Below are 18825 nucleotides of genomic sequence, written 5' to 3'. Positions count from 1 at the left end.
ATGGAAATCCCGGTTATTTACATAATCCCATATTTGTCAAATGATTCTTTCGCTCCCATTCCGCCTTTTATTGCTTCCGCCACCATCTTTTCTCCCATAGCTTTTTCATATGCCCTCTGGATGACTTCCGCTTCTACTGCTTTGGGAATTACCAGAACCCCCTCTAAATCGCCGAAAATAATATCTCCTGGATTAATACGCACTCCCTCGATCTCAACAGGCACTCTAAAGTCAATAACTTTTCCCCTGGGAGCCTGGTCCTGTGCGTATCTGCCATAGGAGAAACAGGGGAATTTTAATTCCTCTATTCCATTTGTATCTCTGTGAAAACCATTGGCCACCGCCCCTGCCGCGCCTAATATCTGCATTCTGGTACACATCAGTTCTCCTACCAGAGCGTAGGAAGGAGAAGCACCGGTACAAATATATACCTCATTCTTTTTCAGATCATCCAAAGCTTCCAGCATCAATCCAAAGGGTTTCTTCATAATCGGGTTCTGCCCATTGGAAAGTTCTTCAAACGCATCTGCCTCTAACACCGTCATTGCACGTCCCGCCACTACCATTTTGGAATTGACCGGCTGTATTTTCTGGGGCAGAAACTGATGAAAATACCCCATTTTATCTAAAATATCACCGATTACGGCTGAATACATTTCACTCCTCATTAATTCAAATAATTCATCATCATTTTTCCATTCAATCATACGATTCTCCTATTCCACCACTGCGCCTTGTGCCGCTGACTGGCTGATTTTTTTGTAAGTATTCAGATATCCGTCTAAAACTTCTTTTTCCGGACGGATCCAATGTTTTTTTCTTTCGTTTAATACGGTATCTTCTATTAATAAGGAAAGCTCTCTTTTATCCACATCAATCCGGATCATATCCCCGTCCTCCACCAGTGCAAGAATTCCTCCTTCGTAGGCTTCCGGTGAAATATGTCCAACAAAACATCCCCGGTTGGATCCGGAAAATCTTCCGTCTGTAATCAATGCACAGCTGTCTGATAAATTCATGCCTTCCAGGCATTTCATAGGACGATACATTTCCGGCATACCGGGTCCGCCTTTGGGTCCTTCATAGCGAAGAATGATAATGGTATTTTCCTCCACCATCCCATTTAATATAGCTTGGCAGGCCTCCTGTTCACTCTGGAATACCTGACTCTTCCCCTCTATTCTCATTAAGTGAGCCGGAATGGCTGCCGGTTTTACAACGGCTCCAAGGGGTGCTAAATTTCCTCTCAGGACTGCTACCCCGCCTGTTAAGTGAAACGGTTCTTTGATGGATTTGATTACCTCCCTGCGTCCGCTAAAGCCAAACTGTTTTAATGACTCCTCCATGGTACTTCCGGAGACATTGAGGCATTCCATATGGAGCAGAGACTCCAGCTCTTTCATGACCGCAGGTACACCTCCGGCCTCATAAAAATCCACCATATCGTAAGGAGATGCCGGATAGACAGATGCTATTTGAGGTATTTTTCTGCTTAATTCATCAAATAGTGTAAGAGGCAATTCCCCTAATCCGGCTTCTTTGTGTATCGCCTGCAAATGCATAATGGCATTGGTTGATCCGCCGATTCCCATTAAAACGGCCATTGCATTATAAATGGATTCTTTTGTAATGATCTGACGGGCTGTTAATTTTTTTGCAACCAGATCAACAATTACCTCTCCCGTGGAGTATGCAATCTGCATGCGTTTGGAATAAATTGCAGGCACTGTTCCACTCCCCGGTAAACTCATCCCCATCGCTTCCGCCAGACAACCCATAGTATTTGCAGTACCTAACATGGCACAGGAACCAACACAAGGCTCCGCAAGATTTTCGATTTCCCGGAATTCTTCCTGTGAGATTTCTCCCCGCTGTTTCCAGCCGACTGCCTCTGTTACAATATTTCCATCATAATGTTTATTCTTATACATGGCAGGCATCATGGGGCCGCTATTGCAGAAAACGGATGGGATATCCAGCCTTGCAGCCGCCATCAAAAGGCCCGGCACAATTTTGTCGCAGGAACCCAGCAATACCAGTCCATCAAATTTATGAGCCCTGACCATACATTCAACCGAAGAGGTTATCAAATCCCGGGAAGGTAGTATGTACCTCATTCCATCATGCCCTTCCGCTATGCCGTCACATGGTGCAATGCTGCCAAATACCATGGCTGTACCGCCTCTGGATTCGATACCTTTTTTCACCTGCTCACACATTTCATTTATGTTATAATGACCCGGTGTTGCATTGGTATATGTATTGACTATGGCAATCAATGGTTTTTCCAGCGCGGAATCTGTAAATCCCATGGACTTATACAACGCCCTTTTCAGAGCACCTCCATCACCTTTTAAAAGCTGATTATAGTATTGATACTCTTCCATTCTACTTTACCTCCACAAAATCATTGGCGGCTACCACAGGAAGACTTGCGCCTCCTTCTATCAGCAACGAGGTCCCTGTAATATATGCCGCTTTATCCGATGCCAGATAGACAACTGCCTGGGCAATCTCCCTGGTAGTTGCAAATCGTTTGAAAGGAAGCCGTTCTGCCGCCTCCAGCCGGATATCACCAGAATCCCACCCTACATCCGTATAGCCCGGAGCCACGGCAACCATGCGTATTCCCTTTAATGCCAACTCCATAGCCGCATTTTTGGTAAACTTTGTAACCGCCGCTTTAGTCGGTCCATATATAGTTGCTCTTGGCCAGCACCCTTCCACCTGATTAGATGAAATATTAATGATTACTCCGCTCACACCCTTTACCACCATTCTTTTAGCGGCAATCTGGCTGCTGAAGAACAGGCCTTTCCAGTCAATTGCAGTCATATCATCAAACATTTTTTCTGTTGCATCCAGAAAATACACTTCAGGGCTGATACCTGCATTGTTCACAACTATATCTATGACATCAAATTTCTCAAAGGCAATTTGATACATTTTCTCAATATCTCTGACACTTCCCATATCCGCATAGACAGCCAGACTATCTACACCAATCTCTTTTGCTTTTTTACATATCTCACAGGCTGCTTCCTTATCACTGCGGTAATTCACTACAATATTGTATCCTTCTTCAGCTAAATCCAAAGAAATCTGTTTCCCAATCCCTCTTGCTCCACCTGTAATCAGCGCTGTCTTTCGATGCATTCCTAATCCTCCTCTTCATTAATATAAATCTATGGTACTTTTCATAATCAACTGTACTTTGTTCCAAATTGTCCATATTCCCTCTCTTTCTACCATTCATTCCACAATAAGGAACTTTTTTCTGTAATCATAACTTTTTTTATTTTCTATTTTTTTCATTTGCCTTTGTCTATAATGTGCTCTTTTATATTGTTTTTTTCTCTTATAAAGTATATTTTAGCCATATCTATCACCTATGTCTTTTAATTATTGGTATATTGTACACATTTTTTTGTATATTTCGGAATTATAATTATATTTTTCCTTTTTTCACAATCGTATGGGTTTCCATTAGCTGATCAATCCCAAAGAAAATGCGCCGTGTCAGCAAACTAATTACCAGCATAATCAGACCTGCCCCATAAAACGGAACATAGGTGACGCTCCCTATATGTTCAAAAACAATACCATACATAAACTGACCGAGAGGATTTGTGCACATACATATGCACAGCACGCATGACAGTACTTTTCCTGTTAACTCTATGGGTGTTAAAATCTGCAGACAAGTCAGTACCTGGATGGAAAATAAGGTGGTCATTGCTAATAGCAGACTGCAGCCGGTTATCAGGACAATATAGACTGCCATAGATTCTGTGAACAATTGCAGTGCGAACCCTCCCAGAAGAATACACATCGCGCATCCCGCTAAGATAAATGGACTTGACTTTAACTTTAATTTCTTTGAAAATACTCCCTCCAGCAGACCTCCTAATATACTGCCTGCGGCGATGGCTCCCTGGGCGTATCCGTATAGGCGGTTTGCCGTATCCGCTGCAAACCCCAAATGCAGCGTAATAATGACTGGTATTCCCACCATTATTAAAGAAGTTAATAACAAATTAATCGAAGCAAATGCTAAAGATACCTTCCATAACACAGGCTGCTTCTTAAACATAAATCCAAAACTATCTTTCAGATCATGAAATCCCATAGCAATGATATTTCCGGTGGTTTTCTTTTTTTCAAATGGAATATGAATAAACATCTCCATTACAGCCGATGCCAGAAAGCAGCCAAAGCTTACATACAGAATAGGGGTTAAGCCAAAAACAGAAAACAAAATGCCTCCGATTACCGGCCCGGTCATATTTGCCAGGGAACTGATTAAATCTATTACTGAATTTCCCTGCATGATATGTTCCGTATCTACCAGAGAAGGCACACTTGCCTGAACCGCCGGTTGGTAAGCTCCCTGTATGCCATATAAAATCATCATAGTAACAGTCATAAGCGGCACAATGTCCATTTGCCCTGACAGCAGATAAAACAGGAAAATTAAAATAGCTGTACTAAGATCCAGAATGACCATAATATTTCTTTTATTAACCCGGTCCGCCAAAATCCCTCCTATTGGGAAAAGTAAGAGCGTTGGGATAAAAGAACAGGCTAATATTGTCCCGAACAAAGCAGACGAGCCCGTTTGATTTAATAAGTAAAGCGGCAGTGCATACCGTAATATCTGATTTCCAAATAAAGAAATAATCTGACCGGCAGCAACAAGCATAAAATCCTTTTTAAATATAGTTTCATTACGCATCGTAATTGGTTCTCCTTTTTGATCATTGTATATAGTTCCATAGTTTAATTGTGTTTTCCATAGCGTGACAGCTATAACATAAGCTTCCGGATTGCCCGCTAAAATGTATCGTTTTTGCTTCCTTGGAAACAATTTTATACTACCATGATATTGTTTCCTTGTCAACAAAACAGAAATTAAAAAAAGCAGCCCGATCCAGTTAGAATGGGACTGCTTCCGTTACCTATTCATTTTTCAAAGTTTATCATAGTCTTCCGACTTCATGTCTACACCCAGTTTCTTTATTTCGGCATCTAAATGCGCACCATACTTTTCTGCAAATCGAAGCATGATATCAAATTCTTCCTCTGTTACCTGCTCAAAGACTGCTCTATCCCGTTCCTGAAACTCTTTGTGTAATTCTTCATGAACCCGGTAAACCGCTTCCCCCTGGGCAGTAAGCTTAAAATAAATTTCCTTCTTGTTATCCGGCTTTTGGTAACTTTCAATAAGGCCTTTTTGTATAAGCTTTTTCGATAATTTACTAATGGCACCGCTGGTCATGTAAAAGGACTCTGCAAGTTTTGTCACGTTGGAATCCGCATTGCTGCCAATATATTCGATACAATGAACCTCCGAAGGTTTATAATCCTTAAGACTGCTTTTCATACGATACTTATCAAGCCACATCATCTTGTTTAATACGTCCCAGAATGCACCTACAACCTGTCCTCCCTTATTCATGACCTGTCCTCCTGTCCAATTTATTCCGGAGCGTGTTTAGAAATACATTCCACCAATTTCCAACCACGCTCTGGAAAACTATATACAATAATTATACTAAATTATTGTTTCTATTTCAACAATAATAAAAAACGTACGCGCTCATCCTTTGACGGAACCAATCATAACACCCTTTACAAAATATTTCTGAATAAAAGGATAGATACATAATACAGGTACCGTAGAAACTATAATCGCACTATACTTTAATGTCTGGGAAAGCTGCATTTTTGCTTCTGCTGCAGCTGCATCCAGACCCTGCAGATTTGTGAGACTCATCTTATTCGTCATTAATAAATCACGCAGGAAGGACTGTAAAGGCATTAGATTTTTATCATTAATGTAGATTAATGCGGAGAAGAAATCATTCCAGTGACCAACCGCATAATACAGTCCAATAACAGCCAGAATAGGCTTGGACAGCGGAAGTACTATTTTTATCAGGAACTGGTATGTATTGGCACCATCCAACTCTGCTGCCTCCTGCAAACTGGATGGTATACTATTTATAAAATAGGTTCTTGTGATAATAACATTATAGATGGAAATTGCACCCGGAATCATCATTGCCCATGGTGTATTGGTCAAATGCAGTTTATTCACAATCAGATAGGTAGGAACCAGCCCACCGCTAAAATACATAGTCAGCATGAAAAGAAACATAAGTACATTTCTTGGCACAAAATCTTTTCTTGCCAATGGATAAGCCGCACATACGGTCAAAACCAGATTAATCAGAGTGCCCGCCACCGTATAAAAAATAGAATTAACATATCCGGTCCAAATGGCCTTATATTCGATGACTGCTTCATATGCAGCCATTGTAAACCCCTTTGGCAGAAGAACCACATTGCCATTCCATACCTCTGAGGGATTGCTGAAGGACGCTATTACCACAAACCATAGCGGCCATATAAATATTATTAAGAGGACTGCCATAAGTATGATATTTACAATGTCAAATACTTTATCTGCATGAGAATGCTTTATTCTTCCTGTTTTCGCTATTTTGCTCATCTTTCTACCCTACTCCTTTCCAAACACGCTCTAGAACAGACTCTCATCTGCAAACTTTTTACAAATCTGATTAGCCACTACGATTAAAGTCAGATTAATCACGGAATTAAACAGTCCGATTGCCGTAGAATACCCATAGTCACTATTAATCAAACCAACCTCATATACATACGTAGAAATAACAGACGCCGCTCCTTTATTCAAGGTATTCTGCAGCAAAAATACTTTTTCAAAGCCTACGCTCATCAGTGATCCCATCTGAAGAATCAGCAGCATGACAATGGTGGGTTTAATAGATGGCAGATCCACATGGAAAATGCGCTGCAGTTTTGTAGCTCCATCCACAATTGCTGCTTCATGAAGCTGATAATCTACGCCGGATAATGCCGATATATAGATAATAGAGCTCCATCCCAGTCCCTGCCATACCCCGGTCCATACATAAATAGATTTAAACAGTTCCGGTTTTCCCAGGAAATCAATAGATTCCAGTCCGAGCCACCCTCTGATAGTATTAAAAATACCTGTATCCGGATTTAGAAAAATGACAATCATACCACACATAACTACCGTGGATATAAAATAAGGGGCATAAGATGCCATTTGAATTGTTTTCTTGAGATGTTTGTTTTTTAAATAATTTAACAATAAAGCAAACATAATCGGAATAGGAAATCCAACTAAAATACTGTAAAGACTGATTCCAATCGTGTTCTTTAATAATAATTCAAAATTGTAGCTGCTGAAAAACCTGGTAAAATGCTCAAATCCAACCCAGGGACTTCCCCATATTCCATCTTTGATGATGTAGTCCTTAAACGCTAACTGTATGCCGTAGAGCGGGCCATATGCAAATACAACATAATAGATAACGACCGGCAGGATCATTACATAAAGTATCCAGTTCTTCTTCATGTCCTTTCCTAATCTGCTATGGAGTTTCTCTTTTGTTGTAAATGCCACAGCTGTGTTTTTCTGTATTGATGCATTCCTTTTTGTTAATTTTTTTATCACCGGAAATCCTCCTTTTCCTTTTTTCTATGGTCTAAGAAAGAGAGTACCGCTGTATGCCATACAGCGGCTTCTCTTTTTAAATCATATGCAGCAGCTTATTTAGCCATGGCCTATGTATATGCTCTCTGATAAATTTCACTCAACTGGGCTCCGCCCATATTGTTTATCGTAGTAACATATTCTTCCCAACTGCTTTCCAGATCAAGTTCTCCGGTTGCAACCTGTGCCAAATACTGATCAATATAAGCATCCAGGTCAGCCTTTAAGGTGGATATTTCCTTTGCATCATCGTCGCTGTATCTCATTACCGGAAGGGGTATCGCACCTTTTTCTGTTACCTTGGCACGTTCTTTATTTAAGTAAACCTCATCCGGGTCAACTTCTTCTGACATACCGCTAAACCAATACTCCGGCTGAATAGACGGATGATACGCTGCACCCTGAATCGTACCATTGCTGCGTACCGCTGCAATGTCATCTCCATATCCATTTCCAATGATCCACTCCCAATTGCCTTCAGCATCTTTTTTCCACGTCTCACCTTCTACACCCAGCCATGCCAGTATTCCGCCCTCTTCTGTGTAAAATTGATCTGCCCAGGCTATAATAACTTCCGGATTTTCACAGGTATCTGTTATGGCTAAAGTTCCTGCGGTGATACCGGAAGAAATCGGATAGATTCCATCTTCAAACGGCGTCAGGATAGCATAATCATCATCATTATCACGTCCAACCGTCAGGAATGCACCTGCATCAAAGAAAGAACCAAAAACATCTCCGGACTGTCCAATTGCTCCCTGCTGCTCATGTTTCTGCGTAAATACGTTTTTATCCATCAGCCCTTCCTGATATAGCTTTGTTATATATGCAACAAACTCTTTGTATACATCGGAGGTTGGAATATAGGTTAATTTTCCATCTAAAACAGCAGCCTTTGTTACCGCATCATAAGGAACTCCAAAGTAAGGCAGCAGCAGCTCCGGCTTTACAACATCCGTACCCGTGATTGGAATCTCATCGTTTACGTCCCCATTTCCATTTGCATCTTTTTCCTTGAATTCCTTTAATACTGTATACAACTCATCCAGATTAGCCGGCTCTTTCAGCCCCAGATTCTCCAGCCACCTATGATTCAGCCAATAAGGGGATAATAGCGGCGTTTCTTTATCAATTTCCGGCAGTGAATAGATATGCCCGTCCGAAGCAGTAATATAATCCCATCCGTCAACCTTATCTAAAAGTGCGCATAAATTAGGTGCATACTGCCTGATCATATCCTCTAATGGAATGAGAATCTTTTGTTTTCCATATTTATCTAATTCTGTTGCTGTAAAACTTGCTTTGTAGAAAATATCCGGATACTCGCCGGAAGCTAATACCAGGTTTTTCTTTTCTGACAAATCCGCGCCCATAACAGACTGGTAGTTAAAGGAGATATTTGCATCACTTAAAGCCTTCTGCATTGCAACATTATCCTTTAGATCATATTCCCCATCCAGAATTGCAAATACGCTGTATTCCTTTGTATCTTTCAGCGGAAACGTAATCTCTCCCCCGTCGGCCTCTGCCCCAGTTTCCGTTTTATCCGCAGGTTCCACATTTGCAGTATCTTTGCTGCCTCCACATCCCGTTACAGATACCAACATAACTGCTGCACACAACAGCGACATAAATCTTCTAAACTTCATAAATAAATACCTCCTGTTTTTGATATTCGTTCTCTTTGAGGCGCCTCTCTCGATAAACTCTGTATTCATTATAGGTGCTCTCTTTCCAGTGAACAAGAGACAAGATTTTTGATATAACGCTTAATTATTGCATCCACTAATTGGCAGATTACAGAATAATATTCTTTTATTCTAATAAAAAAAGCACAATATTCAACCAATAATGATTGAATATTGTGCCCTGACTGCGTCTGTAGAATGAAGAAACGAACCAAACCAATGTCCTGGTCCGTCCCCTTCTCTTTCCGTACACTACCTTCATCTACAAAGCGTCATTATTCAGCTAAACCCAAATTTAAGATCAGGCAGCTGTGCGTCACAGTTTGTGGGGCGTGCAGATGACGGGAATGAATTTTCAAACACGCTCTAGAGTTCTCTTGCAGCAATTACATCTCTATACCAGTGAGCACTATCCTTTAAAATGCGCTTCTGTGTAGCAAAATCAGTATGCACCAAACCAAACCGGTAGGTGTAGCCTGCGCTCCATTCCCAGTTATCCAGCAGACTCCATGCATAATAACCTCTTACATCAGCACCTTCTTCAATTGCTTTATGAATCCACTTCAGGAATCCTTCGATATAGCGGATACGCTGTGTATCATGAATTCTTCCATCCGGCTGTATCTCCTCCCCGCAGTTAAAAGTTCCATTTTCTGTGATATAAATCGGTATTCCTATTTTATAATCATCCTCTAAAATATGTATTGCATCATAGACCGCCTTGGGATAGTACTCACTTCCATTGTCCATATAGTTGCCGCCCTTGTTTTTCTCTTTCCTGTCATCCTGAAGCAATGTGGGATCTGCGCAATCCAGTACCCGGTTATAACAGTTCAGCCCAAAATAATCCAGGGGTTGTTGGATCAGCATCATATCTTCATCCTTCATATTCGGAGTGCAGTTGGTTTCCTTCATATATTGAAGCAGTTCCCTGGTATAGCACCCCCGAAAGATGGGGTTCAAATAGGAACGATATGATTTTTCATTTTCTAATTCCGCGATTTTACAATCCTCGGGATTCTCCCTGCGAAACGGATGATGGTTCCATATATCTATTACAATGCCTATTTTGCTGTCTTTTGCCTGCTCTGAACGGAACCGTTTTACCCCCTCCCCATGTGCCATTAGAACATGATGGTTAGCCTGGCGCCCCAAATCTTCGCCCTGATGGCCTGGCGCAAAGCCCCCCAAACCGTATCCCACATAAGTGGCTATCGGCTCATTGATTGTTGCCCACATAGGTATCACATCCCTAAATTCACGAAACAGTAAGGATGCATACTCACCAAACCAGTTCACAATATCCCTGTTTAACCAGCCTCCCTCTTTTTCCAGCTCATAGGGTAAATCCCAATGGTATAGTGTGGCATTGGGCATCAATCCATTTTTGAGCATTTCATCTACCATACGTTTGTAAAAATCAAGTCCTTTTTGATTTACGCTTCCCTTCCCCTCCGGGAAAATCCGGGACCAGGAAAAAGAAAACCGGTAAGACTGCATGTTTAGTTCTTTCGCAAGCTTAAGATCTTCTTTGTACGAATTATACATGTTACAAGCTGTCTCAGGACTGGACCCATCCACAATTTTACCGGGGATTCCGGCAAATACATCCCAGATTGACTTCCCCCTTCCATCTTTTAACGCAGCTCCTTCCACCTGTGCCGCACTGGTGGCTGTTCCAAATATAAAGTCTTTTGAAAATTTCATTATAATCTCCTTATTTTCTTTGTAAGTTTCGCTGTGTGAGAACTGTTTGAAGATCTCTTTATCAATCTAAACTAAACCTCTTGATCAGTGAAAGTTTCAAACATGCTCTGATTTATTATAGATAGCTCTCTTATCAAATAACAAGAAACAAGATTTTTAGCAAACTGCTTAAATATTGTACTTATCAGCGCTGTCTCCATACAAAAGCGCGCCAACCGCCGGAGAGTCACCAATACACCTATTAAGTACACCCTTTTTTAGTTAAAACATATCAAAATCTTTTTGAAAAATCGCTTGACATATCACCAGAATACTTAAACAGGTATTTGTTTCTATGCTTCATTTATACTTTTTTTTGACTTTAAATACCATACTATTTTCAAACTGAAATCTCTCGAAAACGAACTACTTTTTTATTATCTCCCTGCAGCAGCTTCCTGCATTTTTCCAGGGATTCCCCGCTCAGCAGGAATCATATCCGCCCTGTGCCTGGGATCCAAGGAAGCACTTCCCGAAATCAAAACAAGGGGTTTATGAGCCCTAAAATAAATAGGTCCCAAAAAAGAGATAACCCTGTAGCGGTTCAAGGCTTTGAAAAAGCCTGAATTCTACAAGGTTATCTCTTTCTTATAAATCAGAGGCTAAAAATTGGTATTAACCGACAACCCCTTACTTTTGATGGCATGGTGTGTGCATCTGGCAGGAATGAATTTTCAAACACTTTTCGTCTATATATTCCATATATACGCACTATATATCATGCCGGAAATGACAAAAAAGTAGACTTTTTTTGACAGTCTGTAAACTGGTAATTTCGTGCCTTTTTTCCTATATTTTGATTATATATCATACGTAAAAAAAAGTCTACTTTTATTGAAATGTGCTAATCAATCCTAAAAAAGGCGAAGATAAGCTATTTAGATACCTGGCTCAAAAGGCCCACATTATAGTACCATAAGTTTTTGCCCCGGTATCGTGGATATATTAACTTTATTCGTAACGGATACTTGTCCTAAGGAGTCTATATGAAATATCTTAAAAAACTTACATCGGGCAGAAAAAACACTACCCTGATTAAATATTTTTTATCTTACTTTATCATTTTAAGTCTTTTATTCTTTGGCTTTTTCTTTGCTGTTCGCTCTCAGCTGAAAAATATTTATTCAAAAGACTTAAGTGAACAGACAGTTAAACGCCTTGCCCATGTTCAGGAACAATTTGAAAATGGACTGTCTGATATCAATCAAATACAGTCTATGCTTACGAAAGACATCAATCTAATTCTTTCCCGTTATAAAAATGAGAACTGGTATCGCTATCAGGCTGCCAAACAACTAAATAACTATGTAATCAGCAACAGCTTTATCAATACGATCGTATATACGGATCTGCAAAGTGATTCCATCCTCTCCTCCGGCAAATATGTTCGCAAGCAGGATGGAAAATACCAAATTTATACCGGTTCCCGTTATCTTTCATTTGATTTGAATGCCTATCTGGATGCAGTAACGGGACAGTTAATATACCTTTTTGATGATACCTCTGAGCTGCTGATTTATCTTCCCGCCAACCATGGGTCTGAGAAATATGCAATCTTTTATATCATCAACGGCCGCGAGCTGGAAAATATCATGACAACTGATATTTCCACCGGAATTACCTCCATCTGTCTGACCACTCCTGAACATCAGATTGTCACCGGAAGCAACACAAGTGCGATGATTCCCTATTTATCAGATCCTGAAAAGCTGTCCAATGGTTCTCACTTAAACCGGGAGGAATCCCTTTATATATCAAAAAAGCTAAACAGCGACTTTTCGTTTCTGGCACTTTTTTCTAATGCAGCAATTCTTAATCAGGTAAATATTGCATTTCGCAATACTTATATAGTGCTTCTGCTGCTTGCTTTACTGGGAATGATATTAATTCTATGGGCAATGCGTGTTACTTATTGGCCTCTTCATAAACTTACTACGAAGATGGTACATACGCTTGTGCCAAATCAAAGTTATGTAGAGCAGCTAGACAGTGCTTTTACTACCGCCCTTTCTGAAAATGAAGAATTGCAAAACCGAATTGATAAATACCGCCTTTCCATGCAGAAATCCATTCTGGATTCCATTGTTACAAATATTGACCACCCTAATTTGGATCATTTTCCTGATATTGATCAATTTTTCAGCATGGAGCCGGATAACCACATTTTTGTAATCAAAGTATCCAGCCCCATTCCCAGAAAATCAATTTTGTGGAATGAATATCTGGCATTTCTGGATGATGCACTGCCGGGGCACAATTCCTGTGCTATGCTTGAGGCCGATAAGGACTATGCGGCATTTATGGTAAATTACACCGGGATAGAAAAAAACAAGGACGAGGTTCTCCTGCTGCTTCTGTCCGATCTTTATGATGAAACGGGATGTATGGCTGCCCTCAGCAACAGCACCACATCGCCGCTTGAAATTCCCTCCTTATATGAAAATGCTGTTCGTGCAAGCAGCTACTGGTCCCAGGCCCCCATTATTTCATATCCGGAAATCGAGTCCACACTCCCTCCGGGTACCAGCTTTTCCTACCCTTATAAACAGCTGGACAATCTGAGCGGATATCTAAAAATTCAGGATTTCCCCAATGCACGAACACAGATAACCGAACTCTTATCTCTGATTGACAAGGCTGCAAAACACGGAAATGCTTTTCCAGACTTCTTCGTCCGATGTGTTTTGATTGATATTCTCACGATCATCATCAATAGCATGAACCGAATGAGCATCAAGTTCAGGACATTTAGTGACCTGTATTTTGAAACCCTATATTTGTGCCGCAGCTGTCCTTATCAGGAAAAAAGCCTGGAGATTGCCGAAAGCATAGAAAAACTACTGAAAACCTTTGAAACAGAGCACGAAAATGCTGCGATACATACTACGCAGATCAGGCAAATCATCCATGATAATTATGCTTCACCCGACTTTTCCATTTCCACCCTGGCTGGTACTTTTCATGTAAGTATTGCTTATATAAGTTATCTGTTCAAAAAAAAGTTCGATCAAAACTTTTCTGATTATTTATGGACGATCCGCCTGGAAAAAGCAAAAGAACTTCTGATGAATTCTGATCTGTCCATTGACCAAATCAGTATATCGGTAGGATATATAAACACTTCCAGCTTTCGTCGTAAATTCAAACAGGAAACAGGATTTACACCTTCCAGTTTTCGTAAACAGGTGATTCATTAGGCAAATCACTAATCTTCTGATAAGGTTACTATTTCTCTGCTAAACTGTATAGCTATAAAAATGGCAGCATCAGCAGTTGTTTATACGCTGTATGCTGCCATCCTGTAATTCTATAGATGTCTAGCTTTGTATGACTGGTTTCTTTAAAATCCCTTGCTCATAAAGCACATATTCGTCCTGCCACTCTTTTCCTTCTGTCAGGAAATTAGCTGGTCCGTAAGCATATGCCACTTTAGGAATCTGATGAAATGGTCCAAAGGTGTTTCGTCTAGTCAGCACAACCTGAATAGCGCGCAAATTTTCAATTACTGCCCTATGAGGCTGGAAGGCGAGAATCACTTCTTCTTTTCCAATTAACTTGACCAGTGCCCCTCCGAATTCTTCCACACTTACACATACCTTTTTATCTTCACACCCATCCACATGATAAATCACACTGCCCGAATAAAAAGGGAGTCCCTGGTTTGATATATCTCCAATAGATAGTTTCTCTGGTAACCTTGCCAGCACCGGTTTTCCGTCATGAAAGTCCACTCCAAAGCCGCCTGTTAAGTAAACAGACTCCAGTCCGCAGGTCTTAAAATAGTCCATAACCAGGGTCACTGTATTATGCCCTTCCTTCCAGACATCATCCGGAATAGAAATTCTGTCAAAACAGATATCAATCCACTTTCCGGCACTGACTGCCGGCACTTCCCTTCCATTTATGATTACCCCGCAAATATGCGCTAAATCCTCTGCCACAAGATGAACGCCTGACGGAAGTACAGAAATCTCTACGCTATACTCTGCAGTAAGCTGCGTCAGCAGTTCTTTATCTCCACCGCCGAATTTGACCTCATACCATGGCTGGAGCATTTCACCTCCACGGTAGGGAATCTTATAGAAATCACGCAATGCACGATCTGCCTTTAATACCTCTTGCATTGGTAATTTCAAACCGGTTTTATTCTGTACGGTTACCATATCCAGCACACAGATATTTTCCTCACTCAGAGCGTAGGAGAAGGTTTCCGGAAGTGTGACCTCCTTTGTACCTTCCCAAATCTCCCCGGCAGGTAAGTCCCGCACTGTATCGGAGATCATATAGAGCCGTTCTCCCCCAGCCTCCAGATTAATCGTGATTTCTATACGGTCGTCCTGTATGTTATATAACGGTTTTGTAATTTTACCATCACGGGCATTCCACAACTCCGGGTATGTTCCTTTTCCAAGGTTAACTTTTACATTGTCATATCCATTCTTTCTGTCTGTATTTAAAAGCATAACGACTCTTCCACCCTCAACCACCATACTTTTGGCATAAATCATATGACTTCCTTCGGATGTAACTTCTATCTCTTGTCCATTTCTGCAGGCACCCGCAATCGCACCCTCTTCATACGGAACGATAACAGCTTCTTTTGCCAGCAGTTTTATTTCCTCTGATGCCTCTGCATCCATATAGGCAGGAATATCGCCCGCAAAAATGACCCTGCCCCCTTGTCTTACCAGCTTCTGCAAAAGTTCTACCGTACTGCCCCGCAGAGTATCTGCACCGGCTACCAAAACTTTGGTATAGGCACAGGCTCCCACATACAGGGTTCCATTTTCCACACGGCCATGACGTGCCATGATATCTTCTTCACCGTAATCAAAGTCAATCCGGTTGTCCGTTAAGGCATGAAATACTTCCGCATACTGTCTTTCTAACCGTTCTATCTGTGTATCTGCTGCACTTAGTCCATTAAAAGCTCCGCTGTATGCGCGCGCCCAGACACTTTCGATCGGGTTGATTACCAGCAGCCCGCATTCCGCCTTACCATCATGCAAAATCGCATGAATTCTGGAATAATAATCTTCCACATAATGATAATCGGTATACCAGGATGATTGATGTAAAATACTTGCCGGATAATCCCGCTTTGCTTCTCCCTTCATGGTATACCAGGAAAGATGCGGACATCTTAAATTAATTCCGAAAAGTGCCTGCCAGTCACCAATATTCTTATAGGACTCAAAATTAGTCTGCCACCCTGTACATCCGTACAGCTCAGACAGTACCCACTCCTTTTTAAGCTGCCGTGCAACCGAATCAATCTGTTTTGCAGCCCAATAACACTGTGTATGTTCTGCCAGTAGATCAATTCCCGGATATTCCATATATTCATAAAAGCGCATCAGGGACCCCTGCATAACCGATTGGGCACAAAGAGAATCCTCATGCAAAACATGACCCGTGAAAATTAATTTATGTTCCTTACACCAATTGTAGATCGGTATTGCAAAATTTTCTAAAAAAAGCTGCTGGCACAATTCAAAATAATCCCGCTTTACCTTAGATATCTCTCCTGCTTTTTTTCGTAAAAATAGTTCTGGCAGATTTTCAAGCAGACTATACCCGAATCGCTTTTCAAACTCCGCAAACATACCCGGTGTATATGGCGCCGCATTGACTTCCCCCTCTGCAAAGTCGGTAAAACAGCCTCCCCGATGGGGTTCATCTGTAAAGATACCCTGGATTTCCACCCCGAATTTATCACCGCTTTTTTCTTTATATTTTTCGTGTGTTACTTCAATATAGCGCTGTACCGCTTCTTTGTTCATCGTATCCAGATAGCAGTAACCATTGTAATTATCGTTACACTGAGAATGGCGCAGGCGGAATACCACAGCCTTTTCGCCGCCAGGCAGACAATCTCCCTCTTTTAACAAACGCTTACTACTAAAAATACCATCTTTTACCCTGCATGCAAACACAGCCGCAATGTTTTCGTTCCATTGGAGTTCTGCCAGTTCCTCCTCATTTTTATAGATCATCTCCACATACATCGCACGGTATTTCTCTTCTTTTGTGACCATGCCCCCGGCACTGCCTGATGGCCACCTGTCCTCATCATACAACCAGGACTCCATTCCTTCCTTTTCGCCATACTCCGCACATTTATTGATCAGTTCAAACCATTCTTCACCCAGATACTCTGTCTCCAGTCCTGTACGGGAATGCATAAAATAACCACCAAACCCCATTTCCTTAATAATATCAATCTGGCGCAAAAGCTCTTGCTCCTCCAGTTTTCCATTCCATGACCAAAATGGCTTGCCCCGGTATTTCCTTGTTGGATGCTGAAACAACTCCTGACGTTTTTCTAAATTCATTATGTCCTTTCCTCCTGTTTCTCTGATTGATTAATAATCCCCACACCTTTGTGCCGTTACTAAGTGTCTTTATTAAGTATCTTTACTCAGTTCCTTTACTCAGTTCCTTTACTCAATCCCTTTACTCAATTCCTTTACTCAGTTCCTTTACTCAGTTCCTTTACTGCTATTGCGGATAGTAACTGCTGAATCGTAATGTTTTATTTTATAATAACATAGTAAGTTTTTGCGGAATATACGGTATCTTCATGCAAAAGTGTGCTTATTCTACTTTATTGCGGAATTTCACGTTCTTGCCAGATCCAGTTGACAATTTACTGTTTGTTTATATAATGATTATAAAGGTATCAAATAAACGTGACTAGTGCCTCCCGGCGTAAATACGTCGATATATAGAGCCTGATATCTGTGTCAGGTGTGCGTCTGTGAATCGACGGCGTAGCGGGCTACGACTAGATTCACAGACGTGCAGCTGGCGCGGATAGCTGGTGCTATATAGTGGCGTATTTACGCCGGGAGGCACTAGCCAGCCATACAGAAAGGATTTTCCATGGATATTCCAAATCTAACACCGGACCATATATTTCCCAAAAAAGAACTTTCTTTTTATATAGAAAAATATTACCATACCGAATTCTCAGATTTGAAGGTACATACCCACGATTTTATAGAAATTGCTTACGTATGCGACGGAAAGGGCTTTCATTTGTATAACGATATTACCTATCCGGTAAGCAAGGGTGAACTCTATATTATAAATTCCCAGACTGCACACTGCTTCTATCCTACTGACAGGACAAATTCTGAGCATTTAGTTGTATATAACCTGGCATTTCTGCCCCAGTTTATTTCGGATATAAATATAAGCCTTCCGCTTCTGACAGAGCTGACGGACATCATGCTCTACAAATCGCTCTATGCAGAAGAAATCATTTATACCCCTGATCTCCGTCTCCAGGGCTCCATGCGCACGGATATTGAACAGCTTTATGAAAAATTATATTTGGAATTTACTACAGAGGGTATCAATTACATCCAGATACTGAAGCTTACTCTCTGCGAGCTTTTATTGAAAATCCATCGCTTCTATAAAATGAAAACTACTCCGGCAAGCACTCAGGATAACCGTTATCTCCACCAGTTAATCCCAGACTGCATCGAATACTTAAAGAATAATTATTCTCAAAAAATTACCATTGGAGAACTTTCCGGTAATTTCTTCTTAAGTAAAAGTTACTTGTCGAGCTTGTTTAAGCAGGCAACCGGATCCGGCATTGTAGAATATCTGCAGCACATCCGAATAGAGAAGGCATGTGAGCTGCTTTTAGATCCCAGCCTTTCCATTACGGAAATCAGCAATCAGGTAGGGTATTCCGACTATCGGTTTTTTAACAAATCCTTTAAAAAAATTACCGGGAAAACTGCTAACGAATATCGAAAGAGTTTACCATGATTTATTATTTAGACTGTGACATAACCAGATTATAAT

The 18825-nt window shown here is 41.0% G+C and carries 12 protein-coding genes; 2 read left to right on the top strand and 10 right to left on the bottom strand.

The window, feature by feature from the left end; all coding sequences use genetic code 11:
• Positions 1-17 precede the first annotated feature (17 nt).
• The 9 genes from RHS_RS24850 to RHS_RS24810 all read right to left on the bottom strand — a co-directional run bounded on the left by RHS_RS24850 (position 18) and on the right by RHS_RS24810 (position 10962).
• Entirely contained in the window at positions 18-707 is a 690-nt protein-coding gene (locus RHS_RS24850) for an RraA family protein (protein ID WP_047834694.1), read from the bottom strand.
• Positions 708-716: 9 nt separating this feature from the next.
• Positions 717-2387, bottom strand: coding sequence for a dihydroxy-acid dehydratase (gene ilvD / locus RHS_RS24845; RefSeq protein WP_047834693.1), 1671 nt, complete (start codon positions 2385-2387; stop codon positions 717-719).
• Position 2388: 1 nt separating this feature from the next.
• Positions 2389-3156 carry an SDR family NAD(P)-dependent oxidoreductase gene (locus RHS_RS24840; protein ID WP_047834692.1) on the bottom strand — a complete coding sequence of 256 codons (768 nt, stop codon included), beginning with the start codon at positions 3154-3156 and terminating at the stop codon, positions 2389-2391.
• A 292-nt stretch (positions 3157-3448) separates the two neighbouring features.
• Positions 3449-4735, bottom strand: a complete 1287-nt coding sequence (locus RHS_RS24835; RefSeq protein ID WP_047834691.1) for an MFS transporter — start codon at positions 4733-4735, stop codon at positions 3449-3451.
• A 234-nt stretch (positions 4736-4969) separates the two neighbouring features.
• On the bottom strand, positions 4970-5458 hold the full coding sequence (locus tag RHS_RS24830; RefSeq protein WP_027295560.1) for a MarR family transcriptional regulator: 489 nt from the start codon (positions 5456-5458) through the stop codon (positions 4970-4972).
• Between the two features lie 141 nt (positions 5459-5599).
• A complete protein-coding gene (locus RHS_RS24825) occupies positions 5600-6514 on the bottom strand; it encodes a carbohydrate ABC transporter permease (RefSeq protein WP_027295559.1) in 915 nt (304 codons plus the stop codon).
• Positions 6515-6544: 30 nt separating this feature from the next.
• A complete protein-coding gene (locus RHS_RS24820; RefSeq protein ID WP_242858550.1) occupies positions 6545-7528 on the bottom strand; it encodes a sugar ABC transporter permease in 984 nt (327 codons plus the stop codon).
• Between the two features lie 110 nt (positions 7529-7638).
• Positions 7639-9216: an extracellular solute-binding protein gene (locus tag RHS_RS24815; RefSeq protein WP_047834690.1), complete on the bottom strand. Its 1578-nt coding sequence runs from the start codon at positions 9214-9216 to the stop codon at positions 7639-7641.
• A gap of 405 nt (positions 9217-9621) precedes the next feature.
• Positions 9622-10962 carry a GH1 family beta-glucosidase gene (locus RHS_RS24810; RefSeq protein WP_395023520.1) on the bottom strand — a complete coding sequence of 447 codons (1341 nt, stop codon included), beginning with the start codon at positions 10960-10962 and terminating at the stop codon, positions 9622-9624.
• A 1025-nt stretch (positions 10963-11987) separates the two neighbouring features.
• Between RHS_RS24810 and RHS_RS24805 the strand changes: the two genes are divergently transcribed.
• A complete protein-coding gene (locus RHS_RS24805) occupies positions 11988-14198 on the top strand; it encodes an AraC family transcriptional regulator (protein ID WP_047834688.1) in 2211 nt (736 codons plus the stop codon).
• Between the two features lie 120 nt (positions 14199-14318).
• Here the strand turns inward: RHS_RS24805 and RHS_RS24800 are convergent, their stop codons facing one another.
• A complete protein-coding gene (locus RHS_RS24800) occupies positions 14319-17336 on the bottom strand; it encodes a hypothetical protein (protein WP_047834687.1) in 3018 nt (1005 codons plus the stop codon).
• A 550-nt stretch (positions 17337-17886) separates the two neighbouring features.
• On the opposite strand from RHS_RS24800, the gene RHS_RS24795 reads away from it, so the two are divergent.
• Positions 17887-18789 carry an AraC family transcriptional regulator gene (locus RHS_RS24795; RefSeq protein WP_052377925.1) on the top strand — a complete coding sequence of 301 codons (903 nt, stop codon included), beginning with the start codon at positions 17887-17889 and terminating at the stop codon, positions 18787-18789.
• The last annotated feature ends 36 nt before the right edge of the window (positions 18790-18825 follow it).

The sequence above is a fragment of the Robinsoniella sp. RHS genome (assembly GCF_001029355.1).
Lineage (GTDB): Bacteria > Bacillota > Clostridia > Lachnospirales > Lachnospiraceae > Robinsoniella > Robinsoniella peoriensis.
Note: the sequence above shows the minus strand (reverse complement) of the source record. Positions and strands in the feature narration are given on the sequence as shown.